A 22,980-nucleotide genomic window follows, 5' to 3' on the forward strand; every position below is an offset into this window, starting at 1 on the left:
TTCTTTGAACACTTCACCTGTCGGTTTCGTGTCTTCTTTTGGGATTGCTTAAACGCCTGGCTCTTTGTGCAACCGACGACATGCAGTGCCATCCTCACGGAACAGATGGCAACGCTCTGGCGGCAAGCCGATAGCGAATGTGGCACCCTCTTCTACCAACACCACGTCGTTCTGGCGGTAGACCAGGTTCTGACGGATGGCGGGGATCTGGATATGAATCTGTGTTTCGTGACCAAGCTGTTCGACGACCTGAACGTCACCTTCCAGGGTCACATCAGCGATGTGGCTCGGCAGCAGGTGCTCAGGACGAATACCGAGGGACATGTTTGCCCCGACCTGTACGTTGGCGCTGTCGACCGGCAGCCAGACCTGCTGGCGGTTTGGCAGCTCCACCTGTACCTGTTCAATGGCTGTCGCGGTCACTTTGACGGGCAGGAAGTTCATCTTTGGCGAGCCAATGAAGCCCGCAACAAAGCGGTCTGCCGGGTAGTGGTACAGCTCCAGCGGTTTACCCACCTGCGCCACGCGGCCGGCATCCAGCACCACGATTTTGTCGGCGAGGGTCATCGCTTCCACCTGATCGTGGGTGACGTAAATCATCGTGCGGCCAAGACGCTTGTGCAGACGGGAGATTTCAATACGCATCTGGACGCGCAGGGCGGCATCCAGGTTAGAAAGAGGTTCATCGAGCAGGAACACGCGCGGTTCGGCCACCAGCGTACGGCCAATCGCCACACGCTGACGCTGACCACCGGAAAGCGCTTTTGGTTTACGCTCCAGCAGGTGGGCCAGCTGTAACACTTCCGCCACCTGCGTCACGCGCTGGTTAATGACCTCTTTCTTCGCGCCGGCCAGCTTCAGGCCAAAGGACATATTTTCGGCAACGGAAAGGTGTGGATAGAGTGCATAAGACTGGAACACCATACCGACGCCACGTTCGGCAGGCGGGATGTCGTTCATTCGGGTATCACCAATCAGCAGGTCGCCGCTGGTAATCGTTTCAAGACCGGCAATCATACGCAGCAGAGTAGATTTACCACAGCCTGATGGGCCAACAAACACCACGAATTCGCCTTCGTTGATGTCCAGATTGATGTCTTTCGACACCACAACGTCACCCCAGGCTTTCGTTACATTACGCAGCTGTACGCTCGCCATGCCCTTCTCCCTTCGTTACAACCTGTCACCGACAGAAACATTCAAGATAAGTTCACTATGGGGTATCCATTACTTTCCCGAATCCTCCACCCCCCGCCTTTTTTATGGGGGAGGAGGCGGGAGGATGAGGGAGCAGGCTCTGCGACCGCCATGGGCGGGCTGAGGCAAAATTCGTGAAGCCGCCTGCAAAATTCGGTGGGTTTTTATGTGCGCCAGCACTCATAACTTAAATTTATGCAACGGAGATCACACAAACGGGGGGTGGGGCGTAGGGGTTGGGAGGATGGAAAGAGGATGTCAAATAAGGAGACTGAGACACGTTGAACCACTGAAGTCATACCATGAGACATCACCAAAAAGGATGGCAGCTATGAATATCAAGACTGGCGCACGCGTTTTCGCATTGTCCGCCCTCGCAGCAATGATGATTTCCGCACCGGCGCTCGCCAAAATTGAAGAAGGCAAACTGGTTATCTGGATTAACGGCGACAAGGGCTATAACGGCCTGGCCGAAGTGGGCAAAAAATTCGAAAAAGATACCGGCATCAAAGTTACCGTAGAACACCCGGACAAGCTGGAAGAGAAGTTCCCGCAGGTTGCAGCAACCGGCGACGGCCCGGACATTATTTTCTGGGCGCATGACCGTTTCGGGGGTTACGCGCAGTCTGGTCTGCTGGCTGAAGTGACGCCAGATAAAGCCTTCCAGGACAAACTGTTCCCGTTCACCTGGGATGCCGTTCGCTATAACGGAAAGCTGATCGCTTACCCTATCGCGGTTGAAGCCCTGTCTCTGATTTACAACAAAGACCTGGTACCAAACCCACCTAAAACCTGGGAAGAGATCCCGAAACTGGATAAAGAGCTGAAGGCGAAAGGTAAATCCGCGCTGATGTTCAACCTGCAAGAGCCGTACTTCACCTGGCCGCTGATCGCTGCCGACGGCGGTTACGCGTTCAAGTTTGAAAACGGCAAATATGACGTGAAAGACGTGGGCGTGGACAACGCTGGCGCGAAAGCGGGCCTGACCTTCCTGGTGGATCTGATCAAGAACAAACACATGAACGCGGATACCGACTACTCCATCGCGGAAGCGGCGTTCAACAAAGGCGAAACCGCGATGACCATCAACGGTCCGTGGGCCTGGACCAACATCGACAAGAGCAAAGTCAATTACGGCGTGACGCTGCTGCCAACCTTCAAAGGCAAGCCGTCTAAACCGTTCGTTGGCGTGCTGAGCGCGGGCATCAACGCCGCCAGCCCGAACAAAGAGCTGGCGAAAGAGTTCCTGGAAAACTACCTGCTGACCGATCAGGGTCTGGATGAAGTGAACAAGGACAAACCGCTGGGCGCCGTCGCGCTGAAATCCTTCCAGGATCAGCTGGCGAAAGATCCACGTATCGCGGCCACCATGGATAACGCCCAGAAAGGCGAAATCATGCCGAACATCCCACAGATGGCTGCGTTCTGGTACGCCACGCGTACCGCGGTCATCAACGCTGCAAGCGGTCGTCAGACTGTCGATGCCGCGCTGAAAGATGCTCAGGGTCGTATTACTAAGTAATGACGTAGTCCCCTCTCCCTTTAGGAGAGGGTTAGGGTGAGGGTTGGCGCTATCCGCACGCCCTCACCCCGGCCCTCTCCCCCAGGAGAGGGAGAAAAGATCAAACGTTGTAGAGGAAAAACCCCATGGATGTCATTAAAAAGAAACGCTGGTGGCAAAGCGACGCGCTGAAGTGGTCAGCGATAGGTCTGCTGTGTCTGCTGGTGGGTTACCTTGTTGTTTTAATGTACGTACAAGGGGAATATCTGTTTGCCATCATGACGCTGATTTTAAGCTCTGCTGGCCTGTATATTTTCGCTAATCGTAAAGCCTATGCCTGGCGCTATGTTTACCCGGGCGTGGCCGGGATGGGGCTGTTTGTCCTGTTCCCGCTGATTTGTACCATCGCCATTGCGTTTACCAACTACAGCAGCACCAACCAGCTTGCGCAGGAACGTGCGCAGCAGGTCCTGCTGGATCGCTCATATCAGGCAGGCAAGACCTTTAACTTCGGCCTGTATCCTGCCGGTAACGAGTGGAAGTTAGCGCTTACTGACGAAGCAAGCAGCAAATACTATGTCTCCGACGCGTTCAAATTTGGCGGCGAGCAGAAGCTGGCCTTAAAAGAGGCACAGGCCCTGCCGGAAGGTGAACGTGCCAACCTGCGCGTTATTACCCAGAATCGTCAGGCGCTGACACAGCTCACCGCCGTGCTGCCAGACGAAAGCAAGGTGACCATGAGCTCGCTGCGCCAGTTCTCCGGCACGCAGCCGCTGTATACCCTGGCGGACGACGGCACGCTGACCAACAACCAGAGCGGCGTGAAATATCGTCCGAATAACGACATTGGTTTCTATCAGTCCATTACTGCCGACGGCAAATGGGGTGATGACAAGCTCAGCCCGGGCTATACCGTCACCATCGGCTGGGACAACTTTACCCGCGTGTTTACCGATGAAGGCATTCAGAAACCGTTCTTCGCCATCTTCGTCTGGACGGTGGTCTTCTCGGTGCTGACGGTGATCCTGACCGTGGCCGTGGGCATGGTTCTGGCCTGTCTGGTCCAGTGGGAATCCCTGAAAGGCAAAGCGATTTACCGCGTGCTGCTGATCCTGCCGTATGCCGTACCGTCGTTTATCTCGATTCTGATTTTCAAAGGGCTGTTTAACCAGAGCTTCGGTGAAATCAACATGATGCTGAGCGCCCTGTTCGGCATCAAACCGGCCTGGTTCAGCGACCCGACCACCGCTCGCTCGATGATTATCATCGTGAACACCTGGCTCGGTTATCCGTACATGATGATCCTGTGCATGGGCCTGCTGAAGGCTATCCCGGACGATCTGTACGAAGCCTCGGCGATGGACGGCGCGGGCCCGTTCCAGAACTTCTTTAAAATTACGCTGCCGCTGCTCATTAAGCCGCTGACGCCGCTGATGATTGCCAGCTTCGCCTTTAACTTTAACAACTTCGTGCTGATTCAGCTGTTGACCAACGGCGGCCCGGACCGCCTTGGCACCACGACGCCAGCAGGCTATACCGACCTGCTCGTGAGCTACACCTACCGTATCGCCTTCGAAGGCGGCGGCGGCCAGGACTTCGGTCTGGCGGCAGCGATTGCCACCCTGATCTTCCTGCTGGTAGGCGCTCTGGCGATTGTGAACCTAAAAGCCACACGTATGAAATTTGATTAAGGAGGGCATCAATCATGGCAATGGTACAACCCAAATCTCAGAAGTTGCGCCTCCTGGCGACGCACTTAGGCCTGCTGATTTTCATCGCGGCGATCATGTTCCCGCTGCTGATGGTTATCGCCATCTCCCTGCGTTCGGGTAACTTCGCGACGGGGAGCCTGATCCCGGACGAAATCTCCTGGGAGCACTGGAAGCTCGCGCTGGGCTTCAGCGTGGAACACGCGGATGGCCGCGTCACGCCGCCGCCGTTCCCGGTCCTGCTGTGGCTGTGGAACTCGGTGAAAATCGCAGGCATTACCGCCATTGGTATCGTGGCGCTTTCCACCACCTGTGCTTATGCCTTCGCCCGCATGCGTTTCCCGGGCAAAGCGACGCTGCTGAAAGGGATGCTGATTTTCCAGATGTTCCCGGCCGTACTGTCGCTGGTGGCGTTGTATGCCCTGTTTGACCGTCTGGGCCAGTACGTACCGTTTATCGGCCTGAACACCCACGGCGGCGTGATCTTCGCCTATCTTGGCGGTATCGCACTGCATGTGTGGACCATCAAAGGCTATTTCGAAACTATCGACGGCTCGCTGGAAGAAGCAGCGGCGCTGGATGGCGCAACCCCTTGGCAGGCGTTCCGCCTGGTGCTGCTGCCGCTGTCGGTGCCGATTCTGGCGGTAGTGTTTATCCTGTCGTTTATCGCTGCGATCACCGAAGTACCGGTTGCCTCACTGTTACTGCGTGATGTGAACAGCTACACCCTGGCCGTAGGTATGCAGCAATACCTCAACCCGCAAAACTACCTGTGGGGCGACTTTGCCGCGGCGGCCGTACTTTCCGCCATCCCGATTACCGTGGTGTTCCTGCTGGCGCAGCGCTGGCTGGTCAACGGCCTGACGGCGGGCGGTGTGAAAGGTTAAGTTTCATTTTGTTATGCCACTGCAACCCTCAACTTTAGACGTATTGTATTGACCCAACTTGTGACTGTTGTTAGGCGGCCTCCGGGCCGCCATTTTTTTATTCGCGTTTCAGCCGCTTCGAATTACACAGCCAGAGGGTGATCACCAGCAGCAGGATCGCCGCCGAGTAGATCAGCACGTCGAGCGGGGATTTATGATCGACGATGATCAGCCGCACTATCGCAGTGATCCCAATGTAGACAAAATAACGCAGCGGGAAGTGAAAGCCGGACTGAAAGTACTTCACAATCAGGGCGATAAATTCAAAGTAGAGAAAGTAGACCACCAGGCCTTCCACCAGCGCATATTTGCTGGTTTGTTCAGGGGCGAACAGTACATCCGCAAGATGCACTGTCTCTTTACCCAAAAAGACGACCAGTATCAGGCCAAGGCTCAACAGACCGAGGTTCAGCACGGTCTGGAGGACTGTTGAGATAAACTCAACGCGCGGGCGAGTCAGGGATGTCATACAGCACCTCATTCTCCAGGGCGAGGTTCCTGTATAACGCAAAAATGTGACGGGGATCTATATTTTTTGTTTATGTTTTGTCCGCATGAGCATTCTTGCCGGGCGGCACTGCGTTTGCCCGGCCTACAAAAACACTAACGTAGGCCGGTAAGCGCAGCGCCACCGGGCAAAGAAGCATCAGCGGAAGTTAATGTTCTTATCGCTCGTCATGTCATACAGCTGGAACTTACGTCCAAGCTGCTGACCCCCGTCACGCGTCAGCGGCGTCCAGCCCACTGCCGCACGGCTGCGGGTTGGGCCTGACGAGAACAGATCCAGCGGAATCGACACGTAGACCCCTTTGGTGAAGTCCCCTTCCCCGTACTCGTCCGGCGAAACGTTGGTGATAGTGGCGTAGCCACCCACCACGACGCCGCTGTCGAAGTGTTTAGAGATATCGAGCGTGCCGCCCTTATCGCCCGCCAGGTACTGGCCGACGCTGGCTTTCACCAGCACGTCAGGGGCGAACGACGGCGTCCAGTAGGCGGTCAGATGGCCCGTTTTGACGCTGTAGTCGGTGAACTTCATCATGTCCTGCGCGCTGCGCCAGTCACGCTGTTTGACGTAGTTGGCATCCACCCCGAACGCCCAGTTGCTGTCGACAGGACGATAAAGCACTTCCGCCCCCGCGCCGCCGTACATGGTTTCCAGATACCCGCCGTACACCTGGCCGTAGAAGCCGTTGCCGAAGTACTGGAAGTAGTTGGCCTGCAGGTTATTCACGTAGGCATCGTTTTGTACGTACTCACGCACGCGGGTACGCACGCGCGGCAGCGCCGAGTCTTTTGGCGGGTTGGTGTAGTTGAACTTGTCGTAGTTATTGGCGATGTTGCCGAACAGGCTGCCGGTGGTCAGCAGGTGGTCGGTGAGCCACAGATCCGCCGTCGCCATGACGCCCAGCTGATACATGTAGAAGTTTTCAGGCCCGCCCACGGACTGGTTCAGCACCGGATCGATATGGAAATCGAAGCGCGATTTGTCGATATACCAGCCCTGCTCGGTGGTTTCCGGCACGATAGGCTCTACGCGTTTTTGCACCAGCTCGGTTTCATGCCCGAGCGGCTCACCTTCCAGATGGCGCTTGAGGCTGGCAACATCCGTTTCGGTTGTGACCTGCGGCAGGTTGAGACGGTTCTCCGTCACGCGGATCGTGCGGATCCCCTCCGGCAGATCGTTCATAACGATCCGGTTAGCGCGTTCGATCCCTTCGCGCGAGTCGCGGTATTTCACCTGCTCGCCGGTCACGTACAGCGTATCGCCTTTCACCTGAATTTTCGGATCCGCCAGGCCGGCATTGTATTTCAGCAGCGTCAGCTGGTTTGCCACCACGGAGTGCTGCAGAATCGCATCCTGCGGCTCCGGCTGGTATGCAGGGCGCGCGTTATCATTGTAGTGCGGCCGCATGTCGTTAAAGTTGGTGCGCAGCGTGAAGCCAAACATCACCGTATTGCCGCGCTCGTAGCTGAGGTTAACGTCGGCCCAGTCGGTGACGCGATAAATGGCGCCGACGTTAAACTTGCTCTTCTGCTCAATCTTTCCGGCGAAGTCCTGCGAGTAGTCATTCCCCTCATATTCCAGCTTCAGGCGTAATGGCTGCCAGGGCGTTTGATACTCCACGCCGCCAAACAGCGACGCCGGACCGTGGAACATCTGGTCTCCGTTGATGGAGCCCGCTTTCTTATAGCTGTTATCGCGGTAGCAGTATTTATCGCTGTAGGAGCAAAACGGGTTTTTCACGTTGCCGCTGGTGCCGAGATAGCCCCATCCCAGGCCGAGCGAGAAGTCGAACGGCCCCCAGGCTTTACTGGCCACGATGTATTCCGCATCAAACAGACCGGTACCACCGATATCTTTGGCGCCCACGGACACCTGCGGCATCCAGTAGCTCTCTTCCCACAGGCGCAGCTTGACGTCGAAGGCTTTATCTTTGTAGGTCTGATCGCCGGAGAACGCCTCTACGCTGCTGTATTGTTTAGTACGCACGTCGGTATAGCGCAGCGTGGTTTCAAGCCACGGGAACAGCTGCACCGAGGCGGAGTAGTAGCGATACTGGTCGTTATCACGGTAGTTAAGGCTAATTTCCCCTTCGCGCGCCATACGCGCGGTGGGCGTTTGCAGTAAACCGACGCCGCCGAAGTCTGACTGAGACGGGCCAATGGGTGCCGGATACGTTTCTGCATGGCAGGCGGCACTCACGCAGAGCGCCAGCATGCTGTAGAGATAGGTTCTTTTCATTATTCCGGTATCCGCTGAATCAGGGAGTGAAGGATATCGGCGTTAAGCCCGTCATACGCCTTCGTCCAGAAATGGTCGGCAAAACCGACAAAAATGATGCTGCCCGGCATAGGTTCGATATGCCGTTTATTCCAGTAAGCGACGGGGGCTTTTTGTGTGTGCCCGTCAGGGTAAACCACCCAGGCGTAGCTGTTATCGGCACCGCTCAGCAGGCTCTGCTCGTCGAGGTAGCTCGCCACGTCACGACCGGGCGTGAAGGGCTTTTTACCCGGGCTGCTGATAAGCCCCATTACGGTCACCGTCGTCGGCTTCTCCGGCAGCCAGAGCGTATACTCCCCTTCAAGCGTGGGGTTGCCCTTTTCCGTGACGCGCACTTCGTCGGGATCCAGGTTCACGTTCTGACGGCCAGTCACTTTCAGCGCCTGCAGCTGCTGGCGAACGCTGTTAATCGCCGCCGCGTCGTCGCCATCTTCCTGCTCCGCTAATCCCGTCAGCCTGGCAAGAAGCGCCTTGTGCTGTTGTTCCGCTTCAGCGGTCTTCTGCCGTTCAGCGATCACTGCCCCCGACCACCAGCTGTTGGCGAGCCTTGGCTGTCCGACGAGATCGAGCAGATGCTCAGCGTGGGTTAAGGTTTTGGGTTTTTCACTGTCCGGCGTGTAGACCTTCACCGTCCCTGCGGACCATGCCAGCGGCGCGGCAAGGCTGGCGAGAAGCGCAACGTGGATGAGCGTTTTCATGATTTCGCCGCCTTGATCAGGGTGGTTTTCACCGGGAAGAATCCGGCACCGAGATACTGCAGGGACTGGCGGATCTGCCCTTCCTCGTCGATCCAGAAGCGGTTGTGCCAGGTGGCCTGGTCGGTGGTGACTTCTTCATCCAGCACGCGAACCTGCGTTTCGTCGCTGCCGACTTTCACGCTGTCCGTGCCGTCCCAGCGGAAGGTCGAGCGTGCCGTGGCGTAACGCACCTGCTTATGTTCGGTCCAGCCCATCGTGCGCGTCCAGCTTGCGCCGTCGGCGATCTGGTTCGGCTTGATCAGCGGATCGGCAGCGATGTTATTCACCTCCAGCAGGTTGTCGCCGCCCAACAGGGTTTTCACGATACGACCATGCTGCGTCACGATGGTGGCCTGATCCTGCGTCACCCATTTCTGCTGCCCGTTTTCATCGAAAGCGAGCACCACAAACAGCTGCGGGCCATCATTAAGCTGCATGTACTGACTGGCATAGGGCATGTTTTGAAGTTCGTCATCGGTCAAATGCACGCCCGGTGTGCCGAACATGCTTTCCCACAGTGAGTTTCCCAGCCCTTTGGTGGTGGCCGAGCACGCCTGCAGCAGCAGGCAAATCAGAATGATTGCAGGTCGCTTCACGACTCTTCTCCGAAGGGGCGAAATAACCACACCGAAGTGTGGTTATGATTAAAACACCCGCTACTACTGGGTGCTGGTTGTCGTGGTGGTCGTGGTTCCGGTATTGGAGCCATCACCGCCACCGGTTGCCGCCAGCGCGACACCCACGGCTGAACTTACGGTGCTGGCGCTGGCTGCGGTAGAACTTCCCGCAGACGCAGACGTCGCAGCCGAACCTGCCGCTTCCCCGACCTGAACCGGAGCTGCATAGACAGATGTCGCCGCAAGCGCAGATATGGCAAAAATGCCATACAGTACTTTCTTCATAACAATTTCCCTTCAATGAATGAATGGAGATTTGCCCGAAAAGAATTTCAGGCGGAATCGAGTATACACAACTACTGCCGTGGGTTTGCCGTAAGGGGAAATAGGGAGAGGGTTTTCGGACTAATGGTTAAAATGGAAAAGAAAGGCAAATAACATAAATATATAATAGATAAAAATCAATAAGTTATAATATATAAATATTTATAGACTACTACGTATTTTCTTAAAATAAACCGCAGCAATTAACGGGTTAAGCGTCTTTTTCGGATTAAACTCAGATTCAGAATTTGAGTTAACTAACAGACATCAGGAATTATCCGATAAAAAAATGCCGGCATTAAGCCGGCACGTTTTCATGACGCTTTAATTACGCGCGCCAGGCTTTATAACGGTTGATCAAACCATTTGTCGAGCTGTCATGGCTGGCAATCGCTTTATCGTCACCCAGCTCTGGCAGAATACGGTTTGCCAGCTGTTTGCCCAGCTCAACGCCCCACTGGTCAAAGGTGAAGATGTTCAGGATGGCGCCCTGCGTGAAGATCTTGTGCTCGTACAGGGCAATCAGCGCGCCCAGGCTGAACGGCGTGATTTCGCGCAGCAGGATGGAGTTGGTTGGGCGGTTGCCTTCGAACACTTTGAACGGCACAACGTGGTCCAGGGTTGCCGGATCTTTACCCTGGTCACGGTATTCCTGCTCAACCACTTCTCGGGATTTACCGAACGCCAGCGCTTCGGTCTGCGCAAAGAAGTTGGACAGCAGCTTCGGATGGTGGTCGGACAGCGGGTTATGGGTGATAGCCGGGGCGATGAAATCGCACGGTACCATTTTGGTGCCCTGGTGGATCAGCTGGTAGAAAGCATGCTGGCCGTTGGTGCCCGGCTCGCCCCAGATGATTGGGCCAGTCTGGTAATCCACCGCGTTGCCGTTACGGTCAACGTACTTACCGTTGGATTCCATGTTGCCCTGCTGGAAGTAAGCAGCAAAGCGGTGCATGTACTGGTCGTATGGCAGAATCGCTTCGGTTTCAGCGCCGAAGAAGTTGTTGTACCAGATACCGATCAGCGCCAGCAGCACCGGCAGGTTTTTCTCTGGTGCGGTGGTGGAGAAGTGTTTGTCCATCGCGTGCGCGCCGGAGAGCAGCTCGACGAAGTTGTCGAAGCCCACGGACAGGATGATGGACAGACCGATCGCAGACCACAGGGAGTAGCGGCCGCCGACCCAGTCCCAGAACTCGAACATGTTCGCGGTATCAATGCCGAACTCGCTGACCGCTTTACCGTTGGTAGACAGCGCCGCGAAGTGTTTCGCCACGTGCTTGTTGTCGCCTGCGGTTTTCAGGAACCAGTCGCGCGCGCTGTGGGCGTTGGTCATGGTTTCCTGAGTGGTGAAGGTTTTGGACGCAACCAGGAACAGGGTGGTTTCCGGGTTCACGTTCTTCAGCACTTCGGCGATGTGGGTACCATCGACGTTAGACACAAAGTGCATATTGAGGTGGTTTTTGTACGGGCGCAGCGCTTCGGTCACCATGAACGGACCGAGGTCAGAACCGCCGATACCGATGTTCACCACGTCGGTGATTGCTTTGCCGGTGTAGCCTTTCCAGCTACCGGAGATGATCGCTTCGGAGAAGGTTTTCATCTTTTCCAGCACCGCGTTCACTTCCGGCATGACGTCTTTGCCGTCAACGATGATTGGCGTATTGCTACGGTTACGCAGGGCCACGTGCAGCACGGCACGGTCTTCGGTACGGTTGATCTTCTCGCCGGAGAACATGGATTTGATGGCGTCGGCAAGCTCAGTTTCTTTCGCCAGATCCTGCAGTTTTGCCAGCGTCTCTTCGGTAATGCGGTTTTTGGAGAAATCCACCAGCATCAGGTCGTCGAAGGTCGCGGAGAACTTAGAGAAACGATCGGCATCTTTCGCGAACAGATCCGCGATGGTGACGTCTTTCATTTCATCAAAATGTTTCTGGAGTGCCTGCCAGGCAGCGGTCTGCGTTGGGTTGATGTTTTTCATTAGCAATACTCTTCTGATTTGAGAATTGTGACTGCGGTCGATTGTAGCGCCTGCAAATAAAAATTGTGATGGTTTTTATGCCATTGCCCTGGCCTGCATCAAACACAGGTGAAAAGACCCGAAAAGTATAGCTACTGAAGCGCCCTCCCGGGGCGGCGAAATGTCGGTCAAAAAGCCCTAAAACGGAGCATAAAATCTGGCGCTGTTATAAGTCCTGTTTCTCAGGGGTACCCCCCCATAAAAAATCCGCATAATCCCAGCATTGACAGGACCTCCCTCGCATTTTATTTATAGGGCCGTATTTTGCGCCTGCACCTGTTTTCATTTCATTCTTGTGCCATGGTCGCTTATTCATTCCCTGACACGAGGTTGTTATGACGAGTTTTGTGGTCGCCAAATTTGGCGGCACCAGTGTGGCCGATTACGATGCCATGAACCGCAGCGCCGATGTGGTGCTGGCCGATCCGAATACCCGCCTGGTGGTGCTGTCTGCCTCCGCCGGCGTGACGAACCTGCTGGTTTCTCTGTCTGAAGGACTGGAAGCGACAGAACGTTTCGTGAAGCTGGATGCACTGCGCAAAATTCAGTTCGACATCCTTGAACGTCTGCAGAACCCGAACGTCATCCGCGAGGAAGTGGAACGTCTGCTGGAAAATATCACCACTCTGGCAGAAGCGGCCTCTCTGGCTACCTCCACCGCCCTGACAGACGAACTGGTCAGCCACGGCGAGCTGATGTCCACCCTGCTGTTTGTTGAAATCATGCGCGAGCGTAACGTTCAGGCGCAGTGGTTTGACGTGCGTAAAGTGATGCGTACCAGCGATCGCTTTGGCCGCGCCGAGCCGGACGTTGAGGCGCTGGCGGAGCTGACCAATCAGCAGCTGGCACCACGCCTGGCAGACGGTATCGTGATCACCCAGGGCTTTATCGGCAGTGAAGCAAAAGGCCGCACCACCACGCTTGGCCGCGGCGGCAGCGACTACACCGCCGCGCTGCTGGGCGAAGCCCTGCATGCAACGCGCGTGGATATCTGGACTGACGTTCCGGGAATTTACACCACCGACCCGCGCGTCGTTTCTGCGGCTAAACGTATTGATGTGATCGCCTTTGAAGAAGCGGCTGAAATGGCCACCTTCGGTGCGAAAGTGCTGCACCCGGCAACGCTGCTGCCGGCAGTGCGCAGCGATATTCCGGTCTTCGTCGGCTCCAGTAAAGATCCGAAAGCGGGCGGGACGCTGGTCTGCAAAAAAACGGAAAACCCACCGCTGTTCCGCGCCCTGGCCCTGCGCCGTCGCCAGACGCTGGTGACGCTCCACAGCCACAATATGCTGCATTCACGCGGTTTCCTGGCGGAAGTGTTTGGCATTCTGGCGCGCCACAATATCTCGGTGGATCTGATCACCACCTCTGAAGTGAGCATTGCGCTTACGCTGGACACCACAGGCTCTACCTCCACCGGCGACACGCTGCTGACGCAGTCGCTGCTGATTGAGCTGTCTGAGCTGTGCCGCGTGGAAGTAGAAGAAGACCTGGCGCTGGTTGCCATCATCGGCAACAAGCTGTCGCGCGCCTGCGGCGTGGGTAAAGAAGTGTTCGGCGTGCTCGACCCGTTCAGCATCCGCATGATCTGCTACGGCGCATCCAGCTACAACCTCTGCTTCCTGGTGCCTGCCGATCAGGCCGAGCAGGTCGTGCAGAAACTTCATCAGAATTTGTTTGAATAAAATTCGTTAGCACGATAAACAATACCTATAAGCCGGGCACAGACCCGGCTTTTTCATAACTAAACAACACGACAATACTGCAAGGAATCCACTATGTTATCCGCCGTTACGCGGCTGTTCCCGTTATGGGCGCTGCTGCTCTCCGTACTCGCGTATTACACCCCCGCCACGTTCACGGGCATTGGTCCGTGGGTCGCCACGCTGCTGATGCTGATCATGTTCGGTATGGGCGTGCATCTGAAAGTCGACGACTTTAAACGCGTGCTGTCTCGCCCTGCGCCCGTCGCGGCAGGGATCTTCCTGCACTACCTGGTGATGCCGCTTGCGGCGTGGCTGCTGGCGATGGCCTTTAAGATGCCGCCCGATCTCTCCGCCGGGATGGTGCTGGTAGGCAGCGTGGCCAGCGGCACGGCGTCCAACGTCATGATCTACCTGGCGAAAGGCGACGTGGCGCTCTCCGTCACGATCTCGTCCGTTTCGACGCTGGTTGGCGTCGTTGCCACGCCGCTGTTAACCCGTCTGTACGTGGACGCGCATATTCAGGTGGACGTGACGGGCATGCTGCTCAGCATTCTGCAGATTGTGGTGATCCCGATTGCGCTGGGGCTGGTCATTCACCATCTTTTCCCGCGCGTGGTGAAGGCCGTTGAGCCGTACCTGCCCGCGTTTTCGATGGTCTGCATTCTGGCAATCATCAGCGCCGTGGTGGCGGGTTCCGCATCGCACATTGCCTCCGTGGGCTTTGTCGTGATTATCGCCGTGGTGCTGCATAACACGATTGGCCTGCTGGGCGGCTACTGGGGCGGGAAGCTGTTCGGTTTTGACGAATCGACCTGCCGCACGCTGGCAATCGAGGTAGGCATGCAGAACTCCGGCCTGGCGGCGGCGCTCGGTAAAATTTACTTCTCCCCGCTGGCGGCCCTGCCTGGCGCGCTGTTCTCCGTCTGGCATAACCTCTCCGGCTCGCTGCTGGCGGGCTACTGGTCCGGCAAACCGATTGATGAACAAACGAAAAAAGATGCGGTGAAGCAGGGTTAATTTGCGCGGCTTGCTTTACACTGAAGCCTCTCTATCAGGAGGCTTCAGCAATGGCTACACCACGTTTGACCCAGAAAGACATGACGGAAGCCGAGCAGCGCGAACTGAAAACGCTTCTCGACCGTGCCCGTATCGCACATGGCCGCACGCTGACGAACGCCGAAACCAATCAGGTGAAAAAAGAGTACATCGATAAGCTGATGGCGCAGCGTGACGCCGCGGCGAAAAAAGCCCGCAAGCTTAAAAAAGAGCAGGCTTATAAACCCGATGCAGAGGCGACCTTTTCCTGGTCGGCCACAACGTCTACCCGTGGAAGGCGCTAATCAGCGCCCTTTCTTTTTGCGCCCCGGCTGGGTAAAGCGTTTTCCATTACCCGGCTTGCCTCGCCCCTTATCTTCCGCCTGAGGCGCCTTCACCACCGGGCGCTTAATCGCCTGGGTTTTCGGTTTGGCTTTGGCCTTCGGCTTCGCTTCGGACGAGGAGTTCTCGATAAGCTTGAAGAGTTCAATCAGCTCGTCATCCGTTAAATCGCGCCACTCGCCCAGCGGGATGCCGGACAGGCTGACGTTCATGATGCGCGTGCGTTCCAGCTTCGTCACTTCATAACCGAAGTGCTCGCACATACGGCGGATCTGGCGGTTTAAGCCCTGCACCAGCGTAATGCGGAACGCGAACGGCGCTTCTTTCTTCACCTTACACTTTTTCGTGACGGTACCGAGGATCGGCACGCCCGCGCCCATGCCACGAATAAATTCGTCCGTAACCGGCTTGTTCACCGTAACGACATACTCTTTCTCGTGGTCATTACCGGCACGCAGAATTTTGTTGACCAGATCGCCGTGGTTGGTGAGGAAAATCAGCCCCTGAGAGTCTTTATCCAGACGGCCAATCGGGAAGATACGGCTGCTGTGGTTCACGAAATCAACGATGTTGTCCCGCTCACCGTCTTCCGTGGTGCTGACAATCCCAACCGGTTTGTTCAACGCGATAAACACCAGGTCTTCAGCATCACGCGGTTCGATGACCTGACCATTCACTTTAACCACATCGCCAGGGACCACCTGGTCGCCGATGGTGGCGCGTTTGCCGTTAAGAAACACGTTACCCTGTTCAATGTAACGGTCAGCCTCGCGACGTGAGCAGATCCCGCTCTCGCTAATGTATTTGTTTAATCGGGTTGATTGAGTTGGCAGCATAGTTTCTCCTGTGAAGGGCGAAATATACCTTAGGTATGGGCTGGAAAAAAAGATTAGCCGACGGTTACTGAGACGGGTTTTTTATTTTGCGAGACGCTTTCAGGATTTAGCGTCAGGCCATTTATCCTTGAGCTAACTCCTTTTAGCTTTACTCTCCAGAGACAATTATTTGTAGTTTATAAATCACATGGAGTAATATGAAGGAGATCGTTCAGACAGAATCCTTCCAACGCTGGGAGCAAAACTTAAAAGATCGGCGAGCGAAAACCATTATCGCTTCCCGCCTCTTTCGGTTGGCAAATGGTTTAGCGGGCGACATTAAACCCGTGGGCGAAGGTATAAGTGAGCTGAGGATCCACTATGGTCCGGGCTACAGAATCTATTTTAAAGACCAGGGCAATTGCATCATCGTGCTGTTGTGTGGTGGTGACAAAAGCAGCCAGGCCAGAGACATACTTATGGCAAAAATGCTGAGCAATCCCAATGGCAGGAGTGAATGAGCATGCATAAATTAACACCCTACGATCCAGCCAATGCGCTGGTGGATGACGAGGAAATCGCCGTGTTTATGGCTGATGCCTTAGAAACGGGCGATTCAGCGTATATTGCTAAAGCTCTGGGCGTCATCGCGCGAGCGAAAGGAATGTCGACCATTTCACAGCAAACTGGCCTATCACGAGAGCAACTGTATCGATCGTTCAGTGATAAAGGAAACCCAACGCTTAAAACCACTCTGGCGGTCATGAAAGCATTGGGTCTTGGGCTAACAATCAAACACGCTGGAGATTAATACTCATCCCGCTCGTCGTCTTCATCCGGCTGTTCCATCACGCTGTACGCCACCGCGCAGAACAACGAGTTGAGACGCTTCATATCCCCCAGCAGCCCCAAGTGCAGCGAACTGGTTTCGATACTCTGCACGTTCTGCTGGTGCAGACGCTCAACGTGGGCGTGCGAGTAGCGGCGGTTCAGAATGCGGAAACGATGCTTGTTGCGTCGCAGGCGGCGCGCGCTCGGCACGTCGCTGGAGAAGAAGACCAGCATCGCCAACTTGAGGTTGCTGACCAGCTGTTCGTGCAGCGCTTCCAGCTCCTTCAGGCCTTCACCTGAAAACGCACGACGCGCGGCAAGGGATTTGTCGGCGATCTCGCTGCCCATACGCTCCACGATATCCGAGGCCTGCTCAAGGTTAAGCGACATCTCGATGATTTCCGCCCAGCGGCGGGACTCCTCTTCCGCCAGCTCGTCCTGCGGCATACGCGCCAGGTAAAGCTTAATGGCGGTATAGAGCACGTTGATATCGTCCGCCAGTCTGCGCAGTTCTTTCTCTTCACGCGGCTCGCCGTGCATCACCTTTTGCAGGCCTTCGAGCATGGTTTCCATTGCGTCGCCCATGCGCAGCGTCTCGCGCGCGGCATTCGCCAGCGCCAGCGCCGGGGTATCCAGAGCGGACGTATCCAGGTGCTTCGGCTTCAGGCGCGCATCCAGCTCCGGTTCGTCCTGAATGAGACGCTCGCAGAAGCGGGCCATCGGCCCGGCAAAAGGCACCATCGCCAGGCAGCGCACCAGGTTGTAGAACACGTGGAAGTAGATCACCAGCTCCGCCTTCGGCAGCGGGAGATTGTCCATCAGGTTCGCCAGCGGGTGGATAAAGGGCAGGATAATCAGGCTGCCCACCAGCTTAAACAGCAGGCTGCCCAGCGCCACGCGGCGGGCGGCGGCATTGGCCGCGCTGTTGTTAAGCATCGCCAGCAGGCCGGAGCCGAGGTTGGCCCCGATCACCAGACACAGCGCTACCGGGAAAGAGATCGCCCCTGCGGCGGTAAGCGTGGCCGTCAGCAGGACCGCCGCCAGGCTGGAGTAGCTGACGATAGCAAACACCGCGCCAATGAGCGCGTCCAGCATGATGTCCCCGGTCAGGGAGGCGAAGATGACCTGAACGCCATTGGCCTCGGTGATTGGCGTGACCGCCTGCACAATCAGCTCCAGCGCCAGCAGGATCAGCCCGAGGCCAATCCCTACGCGCCCGAGCTGCCCGGCGCGCGTCTGTTTGCGGCCGAGGAAGAAGATAACACCGATAAAAATCAGCAGCGGCGACAGCCAGGAGAGATCGAACGTCAGAACACGCGCCATCAGCGCGGTACCTACATCCGCACCCAGCACAATCACCAGCGCCGGGGCCAGCGCCACCAAATCCTGCGCCACAAAGGAGGTCACAAGCAGTGTCGTGGCGTTACTGCTCTGCACCAGTGCCGTTACGCCAATGCCCGCGCAGAAGGCGAGCGGCTTCTTCTCAACGCTGCTGCTGAGAACGGTACGCAAGCGCGCGCCAAATACGCGCATCACGCCGGTACGGACGATATGGGTGCCCCATACGAGCAGGGCGACTGCAGAGAGCAGGTGTAACAGGGTCAGCACGGAAGGTTTTCCTCCTTATCGTTATTCGTTTTCCATAGGTTCAGTATAAGGGTTTAAACGTAAGAAAGAGACAGGGCGCCCAATGAGCGCCCTGTTTGTTGTAAGGAAAAGTGATTTTAGTCGGCGTCGTAGCCGAGATTAGGCGCCAGCCAGCGCTCCACTTCAGACACGCTCATGCCTTTGCGCAGGGCGTAATCTTCAATCTGATCCCGCTGCAGCTGCGCCACGGCAAAGTACTTGCTGTCCGGATGGCTGAAGTACCAGCCGGAAACGGACGCGCCTGGCCACATGGCGAACGACTCGGTGAGCTTCATGCCGGTATGGGCTTCCACGTCCAGCAGTTTCCAGATGGTGCCTTTTTCGGTGTGTTCCGGACAGGCCGGGTATCCCGGCGCCGGGCGAATCCCCTGGTAGTTTTCGCGGATCAGATCCTCGTTGCTGAGGTTTTCATTCGCCGCGTAGCCCCAGTGCACCTTACGCACGCGCTCGTGGAGGTACTCGGCGAAGGCTTCCGCCAGGCGGTCGGCAATCGCTTTCACCATGATTTTATTGTAATCATCGTGCTGCGCTTCGAACGCGTCCGCCAGCGCGTCTTCCTCCAGACCGCCGGTCACCGCAAAGGCGCCGATATAGTCGGCTTTACCACTCAGCTTCGGCGCGACGAAATCGGCCAGGCAGTAGTTGGCAAAGCCCACTTTCTCGGTTTGCTGGCGCAGATGGCGGCTGACCGCTAGCACGTGGGTGCGGGTTTCATCGCGATAGATTTCGATGTCGTCGCCCACGCGGTTCGCCGGGAACAGGCCCACCACGCCGCGCGGGTTGAGGCTTTTCTCTGCGCTCAGCGTGTCGAGCATATCGTTGGCATCTTTAAACAGGCGCTTCGCCTCCTCGCCAACCACCTCGTCTTCCAGGATGCGCGGATATTTGCCCGCCAGCGACCAGGTCATAAAGAACGGCGTCCAGTCGATGTAGTTGCGCAGCGTCTCGATGCTGGCCGTCACGTCCTGCACGCCCAGACGGTGTGCGACCGGCGGCGTGTAGCTGGACCAGTCGAAGGCCAGATCGTTGTCGCGCGCCGCCTGCAGCGAAACAGGCGGGGTGCGCGGCTTCTTACGGCCGTGCTGGATGCGAACGGTTTCGTACTCTTTGCGGGTGCGTGCCACAAAATCGTCGCGCTGGGTGTCGGAGAGCAGCGCGGAGACCACGCCCACCGTACGCGAGGCGTTCTGCACGTAGACCGTCGGGCCGCTGTAGTTCTGCTCGATTTTCACCGCCGTGTGCGCTTTCGAGGTGGTCGCCCCGCCAATCAGTAACGGAATGGTGAAGCCCTGTCGCTCCATCTCTTTTGCCACGTTGACCATTTCGTCGAGCGACGGCGTAATCAGCCCGGAGAGGCCAATCAGGTCGGCGTTCACTTCGCGCGCGGTCTTGAGGATTTTGTCCGCCGGGACCATCACGCCGAGGTCGATAATCTCGTAGTTATTACACTGCAGCACTACGCCAACGATGTTCTTGCCGATGTCGTGCACGTCGCCCTTCACGGTGGCGATAACCATCTTGCCGTTGCTGGAGCCTTTCTCTTTGCTGGCTTCGATGTAGGGCTCCAGATAGGCCACTGCCTGCTTCATCACGCGGGCGGATTTCACCACCTGCGGCAGGAACATTTTGCCCTCACCGAACAGATCGCCGACTACGTTCATGCCGTCCATCAGCGGGCCTTCGATCACCTCAATCGGGCGGGCTGCCTGCTGGCGAGCCTCTTCGGTATCGAGCTCGATAAATTCGGTGATGCCTTTGACCAGCGAGTATTCCAGGCGCTTTTTCACGTCCCACGAACGCCACTCGGCCTGCTGAACGTTTGCCGCCTCATCCGATTTGCTGCCGCGGTATTTCTCCGCCAGGTCCAGCATGCGCTCGGTGGCGTCGTCGCGGCGGTTAAGGATCACGTCCTCGACGGCGTCGCGCAGCTCGGCGGGAAGGTCGTCGTAAATCGCCAGCTGGCCGGCGTTAACGATCCCCATGTCCATGCCGTTGCGGATGGCGTAGTAGAGGAACACGGCGTGGATCGCTTCGCGCACCGGGTCGTTGCCGCGGAACGAGAACGACACGTTCGATACGCCGCCGGAGATCAGCGCATGCGGCAGCTCTCGCTTGATGTCTTCACATGCGCCGATAAAGTCCTGGGCGTAGTTGTTGTGCTCTTCAATCCCGGTCGCAACGGCGAAGATATTCGGGTCAAAGATAATGTCTTCCGGCGGGAAGCCCACCTCTTCGGTCAAAATCTTGTACGCGCGGCGGCAAATCTCGATTTTGCGCTCGCGGGTATCGGCCTGACCCACTTCGTCAAAGGCCATCACCACCACGGCGGCACCGTAGCGGCGGACCATCTTCGCGTGGTGGATAAAGATATCGACACCCTCTTTCATCGATATGGAGTTGACGATGCCTTTACCCTGGATGCACTTCAGCCCTTTTTCGATGACTTCCCACTTGGAGGAGTCAATCATGATCGGCACGCGGGCAATGTCCGGCTCACCGGCAATCAGGTTGAGGAAACGCACCATCGCCGCTTCGGCGTCGAGCATCCCCTCATCCATGTTGATATCGATAATCTGCGCGCCGCTTTCTACCTGCTGGCGGGCAACGTCCAGCGCTTCGCTGTACTTCTCTTCTTTAATCAGGCGTTTGAACTTTGCGGAACCGGTGACGTTAGTACGCTCACCCACGTTCACAAACAGGCTGTCGTCGCCGATGGTCAACGGCTCCAGGCCGGACAGACGACAGGCAACCGGAAGCTCGGGCAGCTTGCGCGGCGGCAGACCGGCCACGGCGTTGCTCATGGCCGCGATATGCTCCGGCGTGGTGCCGCAGCAGCCGCCGACAATGTTCAGGAAGCCAGACTCGGCCCACTCGCGGATTTGCGCCGCCATGGTGTCGGCATCGAGATCGTATTCACCAAACGCGTTTGGCAGACCGGCGTTCGGGTGGGCGGTGACGTAGCATTCCGCGATCCGGGAAAGCTCCTGCACGTACTGACGCAGCTCATCCGGCCCCAGCGCGCAGTTCAGGCCAAAGGAGAGCGCTTCGGCGTGGCGCAGGGAGTTATAAAACGCTTCGGTTGTCTGGCCGGACAGGGTACGGCCGGAGGCGTCGGTGATGGTGCCGGAAATCATGATTGGCAGGTCAACGCCGAGCGCTTCAAATTCCTCTTTCACCGCGTAAATCGCGGCTTTGGCGTTGAGGGTGTCGAATACGGTTTCAATCAGGATCAGATCGGAACCGCCTTCCACCAGCGCTTTGGTCGATTCACGGTAGGCCGCAACCAGCTGATCGAAGGTGATATTACGAAACGCCGGGTCGTTGACGTCCGGTGAAATCGACGCGGTGCGGTTCGTCGGGCCAAGCACCCCGGCAACGTAGCGAGGCTTGTCCGGCGTGCGGGCCGTCCACTCGTCGGCGCAGGCGCGCGCCAGCTTCGCGGCTTCCAGGTTGATTTCCGCCGACAGGGATTCCATCTGGTAATCCGCCATGGCGATAGTTGTCGAGTTAAAGGTGTTGGTTTCAACGATATCCGCACCCGCTTCGAAGTAGGCGTTGTGGATATCCTTAATAACGGACGGCTTGCTGAGCACCAGCAGGTCGTTGTTCCCTTTCAGGTCGCAGGGCCAGTCGGCAAAGCGTTCGCCGCGGAAATCGTCTTCACTCAGACGATACCCCTGGATCATGGTGCCCATGCCGCCGTCCAGCACCAGAATTCGTTCATTTAACTGCGCACGCAGTTGCTCTACTTTGCTGCTCACACTTGCTCCCGACAACGCTCAACAAGGCCAAAAGGCTGCGTTCCATACTGGCATAATCTCGCAGGGTGGAAAAGCCGCACAGCGGTAACATGAGACATGTTCACCATCACTCCTCCGATCAGTCAGGATAACGGTTGCAAATTCACCAAATAAAACGAAAATGATTTCCACGATACAGAAAAAGGAGATCGTCATGGTCGCGACCGTTCCCGCTAAACGCGGCAGAAAACCTGCTGCCACCACCGCCGCCGCACAACAGGGCGGACAGGTTCAATCGCTCACGCGCGGTTTGAAGCTGCTGGAGTGGATAGCCGAGTCGCACAGCAGCGTGGCCCTGACCGAGCTGGCCCAGCAGGCTGGCCTGCCGAACTCCACGACGCACCGCCTGCTGACCACCATGCAGCAGCTGGGCTTTGTCCGCCAGGTCGGCGAGCTGGGGCACTGGGCGGTGGGCGCGCATGCGTTTATCGTCGGCAGCAGCTTCCTGCAGAGCCGCAACCTGCTGGCGATTGTGCACCCGATTCTGCGCAAGCTGATGGAGGAGTCCGGCGAGACCGTAAACCTGGCGGTGCTGGACCAGAGCGACCACCAGGCGATTATCATCGACCAGGTGCAGTGCACGCAGCTGATGCGCATGTCCGCACCGATTGGCGGCAAGCTGCCGATGCATGCCTCCGGGGCGGGGAAAGCGTTTCTTTCGCAGCTGAGCGAAGAGCAGGTGACGGGACTGCTGCACCGTAAAGGGCTGCACGCCTATACCCACGCCACGCTGGTGTCGCCCGTGCATCTGAAAGAAGATCTGGCCCTGACCCGCAAGCGCGGCTATTCGTTTGATGATGAAGAACATGCCCTGGGCCTGCGCTGCCTCGCGGCCTGTATTTTTGACGAGCACCGCGAGCCGTTTGCCGCCATATCCATCTCCGGGCCGATTTCGCGGATGACCGACGACCGCGTGACCGAGCTGGGCGCGCTGGTGATTAAGGCGGCGAAAGAGGTGACGCTGGCGTACGGTGGGATTCGTTGAGATTGAGTG

At 57.0% G+C, this 22,980-nt stretch carries 19 protein-coding genes; 9 read left to right on the forward strand and 10 right to left on the reverse strand.

Annotation, left to right across the window (positions count from 1 at the left end):
• Positions 1-48: 48 nt before the first annotated feature.
• The gene (malK, locus tag UR289_RS17550; protein ID WP_023310005.1) at positions 49-1,158 is read right to left on the reverse strand and encodes a maltose/maltodextrin ABC transporter ATP-binding protein MalK; all 1,110 of its coding nucleotides are present in this window, start codon (positions 1,156-1,158) and stop codon (positions 49-51) included.
• A gap of 370 nt (positions 1,159-1,528) precedes the next feature.
• Here malK and malE point away from each other — a divergent pair, with 370 nt between their 5' ends.
• The 3 genes from malE (at position 1,529) to malG (ending at position 5,294) form a co-directional block, all read left to right on the forward strand.
• Positions 1,529-2,719 (forward strand): maltose/maltodextrin ABC transporter substrate-binding protein MalE, encoded by a 1,191-nt coding sequence (malE, locus tag UR289_RS17555; RefSeq protein WP_039264157.1) that lies wholly within the window; start codon positions 1,529-1,531, stop codon positions 2,717-2,719.
• 125 nt (positions 2,720-2,844) lie between these two features.
• Positions 2,845-4,389 (forward strand): maltose ABC transporter permease MalF, encoded by a 1,545-nt coding sequence (gene malF, locus UR289_RS17560; RefSeq protein ID WP_029740622.1) that lies wholly within the window; start codon positions 2,845-2,847, stop codon positions 4,387-4,389.
• Between the two features lie 14 nt (positions 4,390-4,403).
• Positions 4,404-5,294: a maltose ABC transporter permease MalG gene (gene malG, locus UR289_RS17565; RefSeq protein WP_023310002.1), complete on the forward strand. Its 891-nt coding sequence runs from the start codon at positions 4,404-4,406 to the stop codon at positions 5,292-5,294.
• A 97-nt stretch (positions 5,295-5,391) separates the two neighbouring features.
• Here malG and psiE read toward each other — a convergent pair whose 3' ends face one another.
• The 6 genes from psiE to pgi all read right to left on the reverse strand — a co-directional run bounded on the left by psiE (position 5,392) and on the right by pgi (position 11,771).
• Positions 5,392-5,802, reverse strand: coding sequence for a phosphate-starvation-inducible protein PsiE (psiE, locus tag UR289_RS17570; protein ID WP_021242727.1), 411 nt, complete (start codon positions 5,800-5,802; stop codon positions 5,392-5,394).
• A 177-nt stretch (positions 5,803-5,979) separates the two neighbouring features.
• Complete coding sequence (locus UR289_RS17575) at positions 5,980-8,076, reverse strand: YjbH domain-containing protein (protein WP_039264160.1); 2,097 nt, start codon at positions 8,074-8,076, stop codon at positions 5,980-5,982.
• Complete coding sequence (locus UR289_RS17580) at positions 8,076-8,813, reverse strand: capsule biosynthesis GfcC D2 domain-containing protein (RefSeq protein WP_069303514.1); 738 nt, start codon at positions 8,811-8,813, stop codon at positions 8,076-8,078. Before UR289_RS17580 ends, UR289_RS17575 begins: the two co-directional genes overlap by 1 nt.
• Positions 8,810-9,448 carry a YjbF family lipoprotein gene (locus UR289_RS17585; RefSeq protein ID WP_047059420.1) on the reverse strand — a complete coding sequence of 213 codons (639 nt, stop codon included), beginning with the start codon at positions 9,446-9,448 and terminating at the stop codon, positions 8,810-8,812. The genes UR289_RS17580 and UR289_RS17585 overlap by 4 nt, the downstream gene beginning before the upstream one ends.
• Before the next feature lie 63 nt (positions 9,449-9,511).
• Positions 9,512-9,754, reverse strand: coding sequence for an exopolysaccharide production protein YjbE (gene yjbE / locus UR289_RS17590; RefSeq protein ID WP_008503423.1), 243 nt, complete (start codon positions 9,752-9,754; stop codon positions 9,512-9,514).
• 367 nt (positions 9,755-10,121) lie between these two features.
• Positions 10,122-11,771, reverse strand: coding sequence for a glucose-6-phosphate isomerase (gene pgi, locus UR289_RS17595; protein ID WP_048977787.1), 1,650 nt, complete (start codon positions 11,769-11,771; stop codon positions 10,122-10,124).
• A gap of 374 nt (positions 11,772-12,145) precedes the next feature.
• Here pgi and lysC point away from each other — a divergent pair, with 374 nt between their 5' ends.
• The 3 genes from lysC to UR289_RS17610 all read left to right on the forward strand — a co-directional run bounded on the left by lysC (position 12,146) and on the right by UR289_RS17610 (position 14,856).
• Positions 12,146-13,495, forward strand: coding sequence for a lysine-sensitive aspartokinase 3 (lysC, locus tag UR289_RS17600; protein ID WP_023309996.1), 1,350 nt, complete (start codon positions 12,146-12,148; stop codon positions 13,493-13,495).
• Between the two features lie 93 nt (positions 13,496-13,588).
• Positions 13,589-14,533 (forward strand): ketopantoate/pantoate/pantothenate transporter PanS, encoded by a 945-nt coding sequence (gene panS, locus UR289_RS17605; protein ID WP_039264165.1) that lies wholly within the window; start codon positions 13,589-13,591, stop codon positions 14,531-14,533.
• A 50-nt stretch (positions 14,534-14,583) separates the two neighbouring features.
• Entirely contained in the window at positions 14,584-14,856 is a 273-nt protein-coding gene (locus UR289_RS17610; protein ID WP_023309994.1) for a DUF3811 domain-containing protein, read from the forward strand.
• Here the strand turns inward: UR289_RS17610 and rluF are convergent, their stop codons facing one another.
• Positions 14,857-15,729: a 23S rRNA pseudouridine(2604) synthase RluF gene (rluF, locus tag UR289_RS17615; RefSeq protein WP_033144377.1), complete on the reverse strand. Its 873-nt coding sequence runs from the start codon at positions 15,727-15,729 to the stop codon at positions 14,857-14,859. It abuts the gene before it with no gap.
• A gap of 197 nt (positions 15,730-15,926) precedes the next feature.
• Between rluF and UR289_RS17620 the strand changes: the two genes are divergently transcribed.
• Both UR289_RS17620 and UR289_RS17625 read left to right on the forward strand, forming a co-directional pair.
• Positions 15,927-16,229 carry a type II toxin-antitoxin system RelE/ParE family toxin gene (locus UR289_RS17620; RefSeq protein ID WP_033144376.1) on the forward strand — a complete coding sequence of 101 codons (303 nt, stop codon included), beginning with the start codon at positions 15,927-15,929 and terminating at the stop codon, positions 16,227-16,229.
• Between the two features lie 2 nt (positions 16,230-16,231).
• Positions 16,232-16,519, forward strand: coding sequence for an addiction module antidote protein (locus UR289_RS17625; RefSeq protein WP_033144375.1), 288 nt, complete (start codon positions 16,232-16,234; stop codon positions 16,517-16,519).
• On the opposite strand, the gene UR289_RS17630 is transcribed toward UR289_RS17625, so the two are convergent.
• Both UR289_RS17630 and metH read right to left on the reverse strand, forming a co-directional pair.
• A complete protein-coding gene (locus UR289_RS17630; protein WP_064673010.1) occupies positions 16,516-18,147 on the reverse strand; it encodes a Na/Pi cotransporter family protein in 1,632 nt (543 codons plus the stop codon). The genes UR289_RS17625 and UR289_RS17630 overlap by 4 nt on opposite strands.
• 116 nt (positions 18,148-18,263) lie before the next feature.
• Positions 18,264-21,947 carry a methionine synthase gene (gene metH / locus UR289_RS17635; protein WP_033144373.1) on the reverse strand — a complete coding sequence of 1,228 codons (3,684 nt, stop codon included), beginning with the start codon at positions 21,945-21,947 and terminating at the stop codon, positions 18,264-18,266.
• A 193-nt stretch (positions 21,948-22,140) separates the two neighbouring features.
• On the opposite strand from metH, the gene iclR reads away from it, so the two are divergent.
• On the forward strand, positions 22,141-22,971 hold the full coding sequence (gene iclR, locus UR289_RS17640) for a glyoxylate bypass operon transcriptional repressor IclR (protein WP_045888359.1): 831 nt from the start codon (positions 22,141-22,143) through the stop codon (positions 22,969-22,971).
• Positions 22,972-22,980: the final 9 nt, after the last annotated feature.

It is taken from the genome of Enterobacter sp. 302C9 (genome assembly GCF_034106085.1).
In the GTDB taxonomy this organism is placed as follows: Bacteria; Pseudomonadota; Gammaproteobacteria; order Enterobacterales; family Enterobacteriaceae; genus Enterobacter; species Enterobacter asburiae_B.

Excerpts from the sequence above, each read along its gene's own strand:
- malK (WP_023310005.1), bottom strand. The coding sequence starts at position 1,158 with ATGGCGAGCGTACAGCTGCGTAATGTAACGAAAGCCTGGGGTGACGTT.
- malE (WP_039264157.1), top strand. The coding sequence starts at position 1,529 with ATGAATATCAAGACTGGCGCACGCGTTTTCGCATTGTCCGCCCTCGCA.
- malF (WP_029740622.1), top strand. The coding sequence starts at position 2,845 with ATGGATGTCATTAAAAAGAAACGCTGGTGGCAAAGCGACGCGCTGAAG.
- malG (WP_023310002.1), top strand. The coding sequence starts at position 4,404 with ATGGCAATGGTACAACCCAAATCTCAGAAGTTGCGCCTCCTGGCGACG.
- psiE (WP_021242727.1), bottom strand. The coding sequence starts at position 5,802 with ATGACATCCCTGACTCGCCCGCGCGTTGAGTTTATCTCAACAGTCCTC.
- UR289_RS17575 (WP_039264160.1), bottom strand. The coding sequence starts at position 8,076 with ATGAAAAGAACCTATCTCTACAGCATGCTGGCGCTCTGCGTGAGTGCC.
- UR289_RS17580 (WP_069303514.1), bottom strand. The coding sequence starts at position 8,813 with ATGAAAACGCTCATCCACGTTGCGCTTCTCGCCAGCCTTGCCGCGCCG.
- yjbE (WP_008503423.1), bottom strand. The coding sequence starts at position 9,754 with ATGAAGAAAGTACTGTATGGCATTTTTGCCATATCTGCGCTTGCGGCG.
- pgi (WP_048977787.1), bottom strand. The coding sequence starts at position 11,771 with ATGAAAAACATCAACCCAACGCAGACCGCTGCCTGGCAGGCACTCCAG.
- lysC (WP_023309996.1), top strand. The coding sequence starts at position 12,146 with ATGACGAGTTTTGTGGTCGCCAAATTTGGCGGCACCAGTGTGGCCGAT.
- panS (WP_039264165.1), top strand. The coding sequence starts at position 13,589 with ATGTTATCCGCCGTTACGCGGCTGTTCCCGTTATGGGCGCTGCTGCTC.
- UR289_RS17610 (WP_023309994.1), top strand. The coding sequence starts at position 14,584 with ATGGCTACACCACGTTTGACCCAGAAAGACATGACGGAAGCCGAGCAG.
- rluF (WP_033144377.1), bottom strand. The coding sequence starts at position 15,729 with ATGCTGCCAACTCAATCAACCCGATTAAACAAATACATTAGCGAGAGC.
- UR289_RS17620 (WP_033144376.1), top strand. The coding sequence starts at position 15,927 with ATGAAGGAGATCGTTCAGACAGAATCCTTCCAACGCTGGGAGCAAAAC.
- UR289_RS17625 (WP_033144375.1), top strand. The coding sequence starts at position 16,232 with ATGCATAAATTAACACCCTACGATCCAGCCAATGCGCTGGTGGATGAC.
- iclR (WP_045888359.1), top strand. The coding sequence starts at position 22,141 with ATGGTCGCGACCGTTCCCGCTAAACGCGGCAGAAAACCTGCTGCCACC.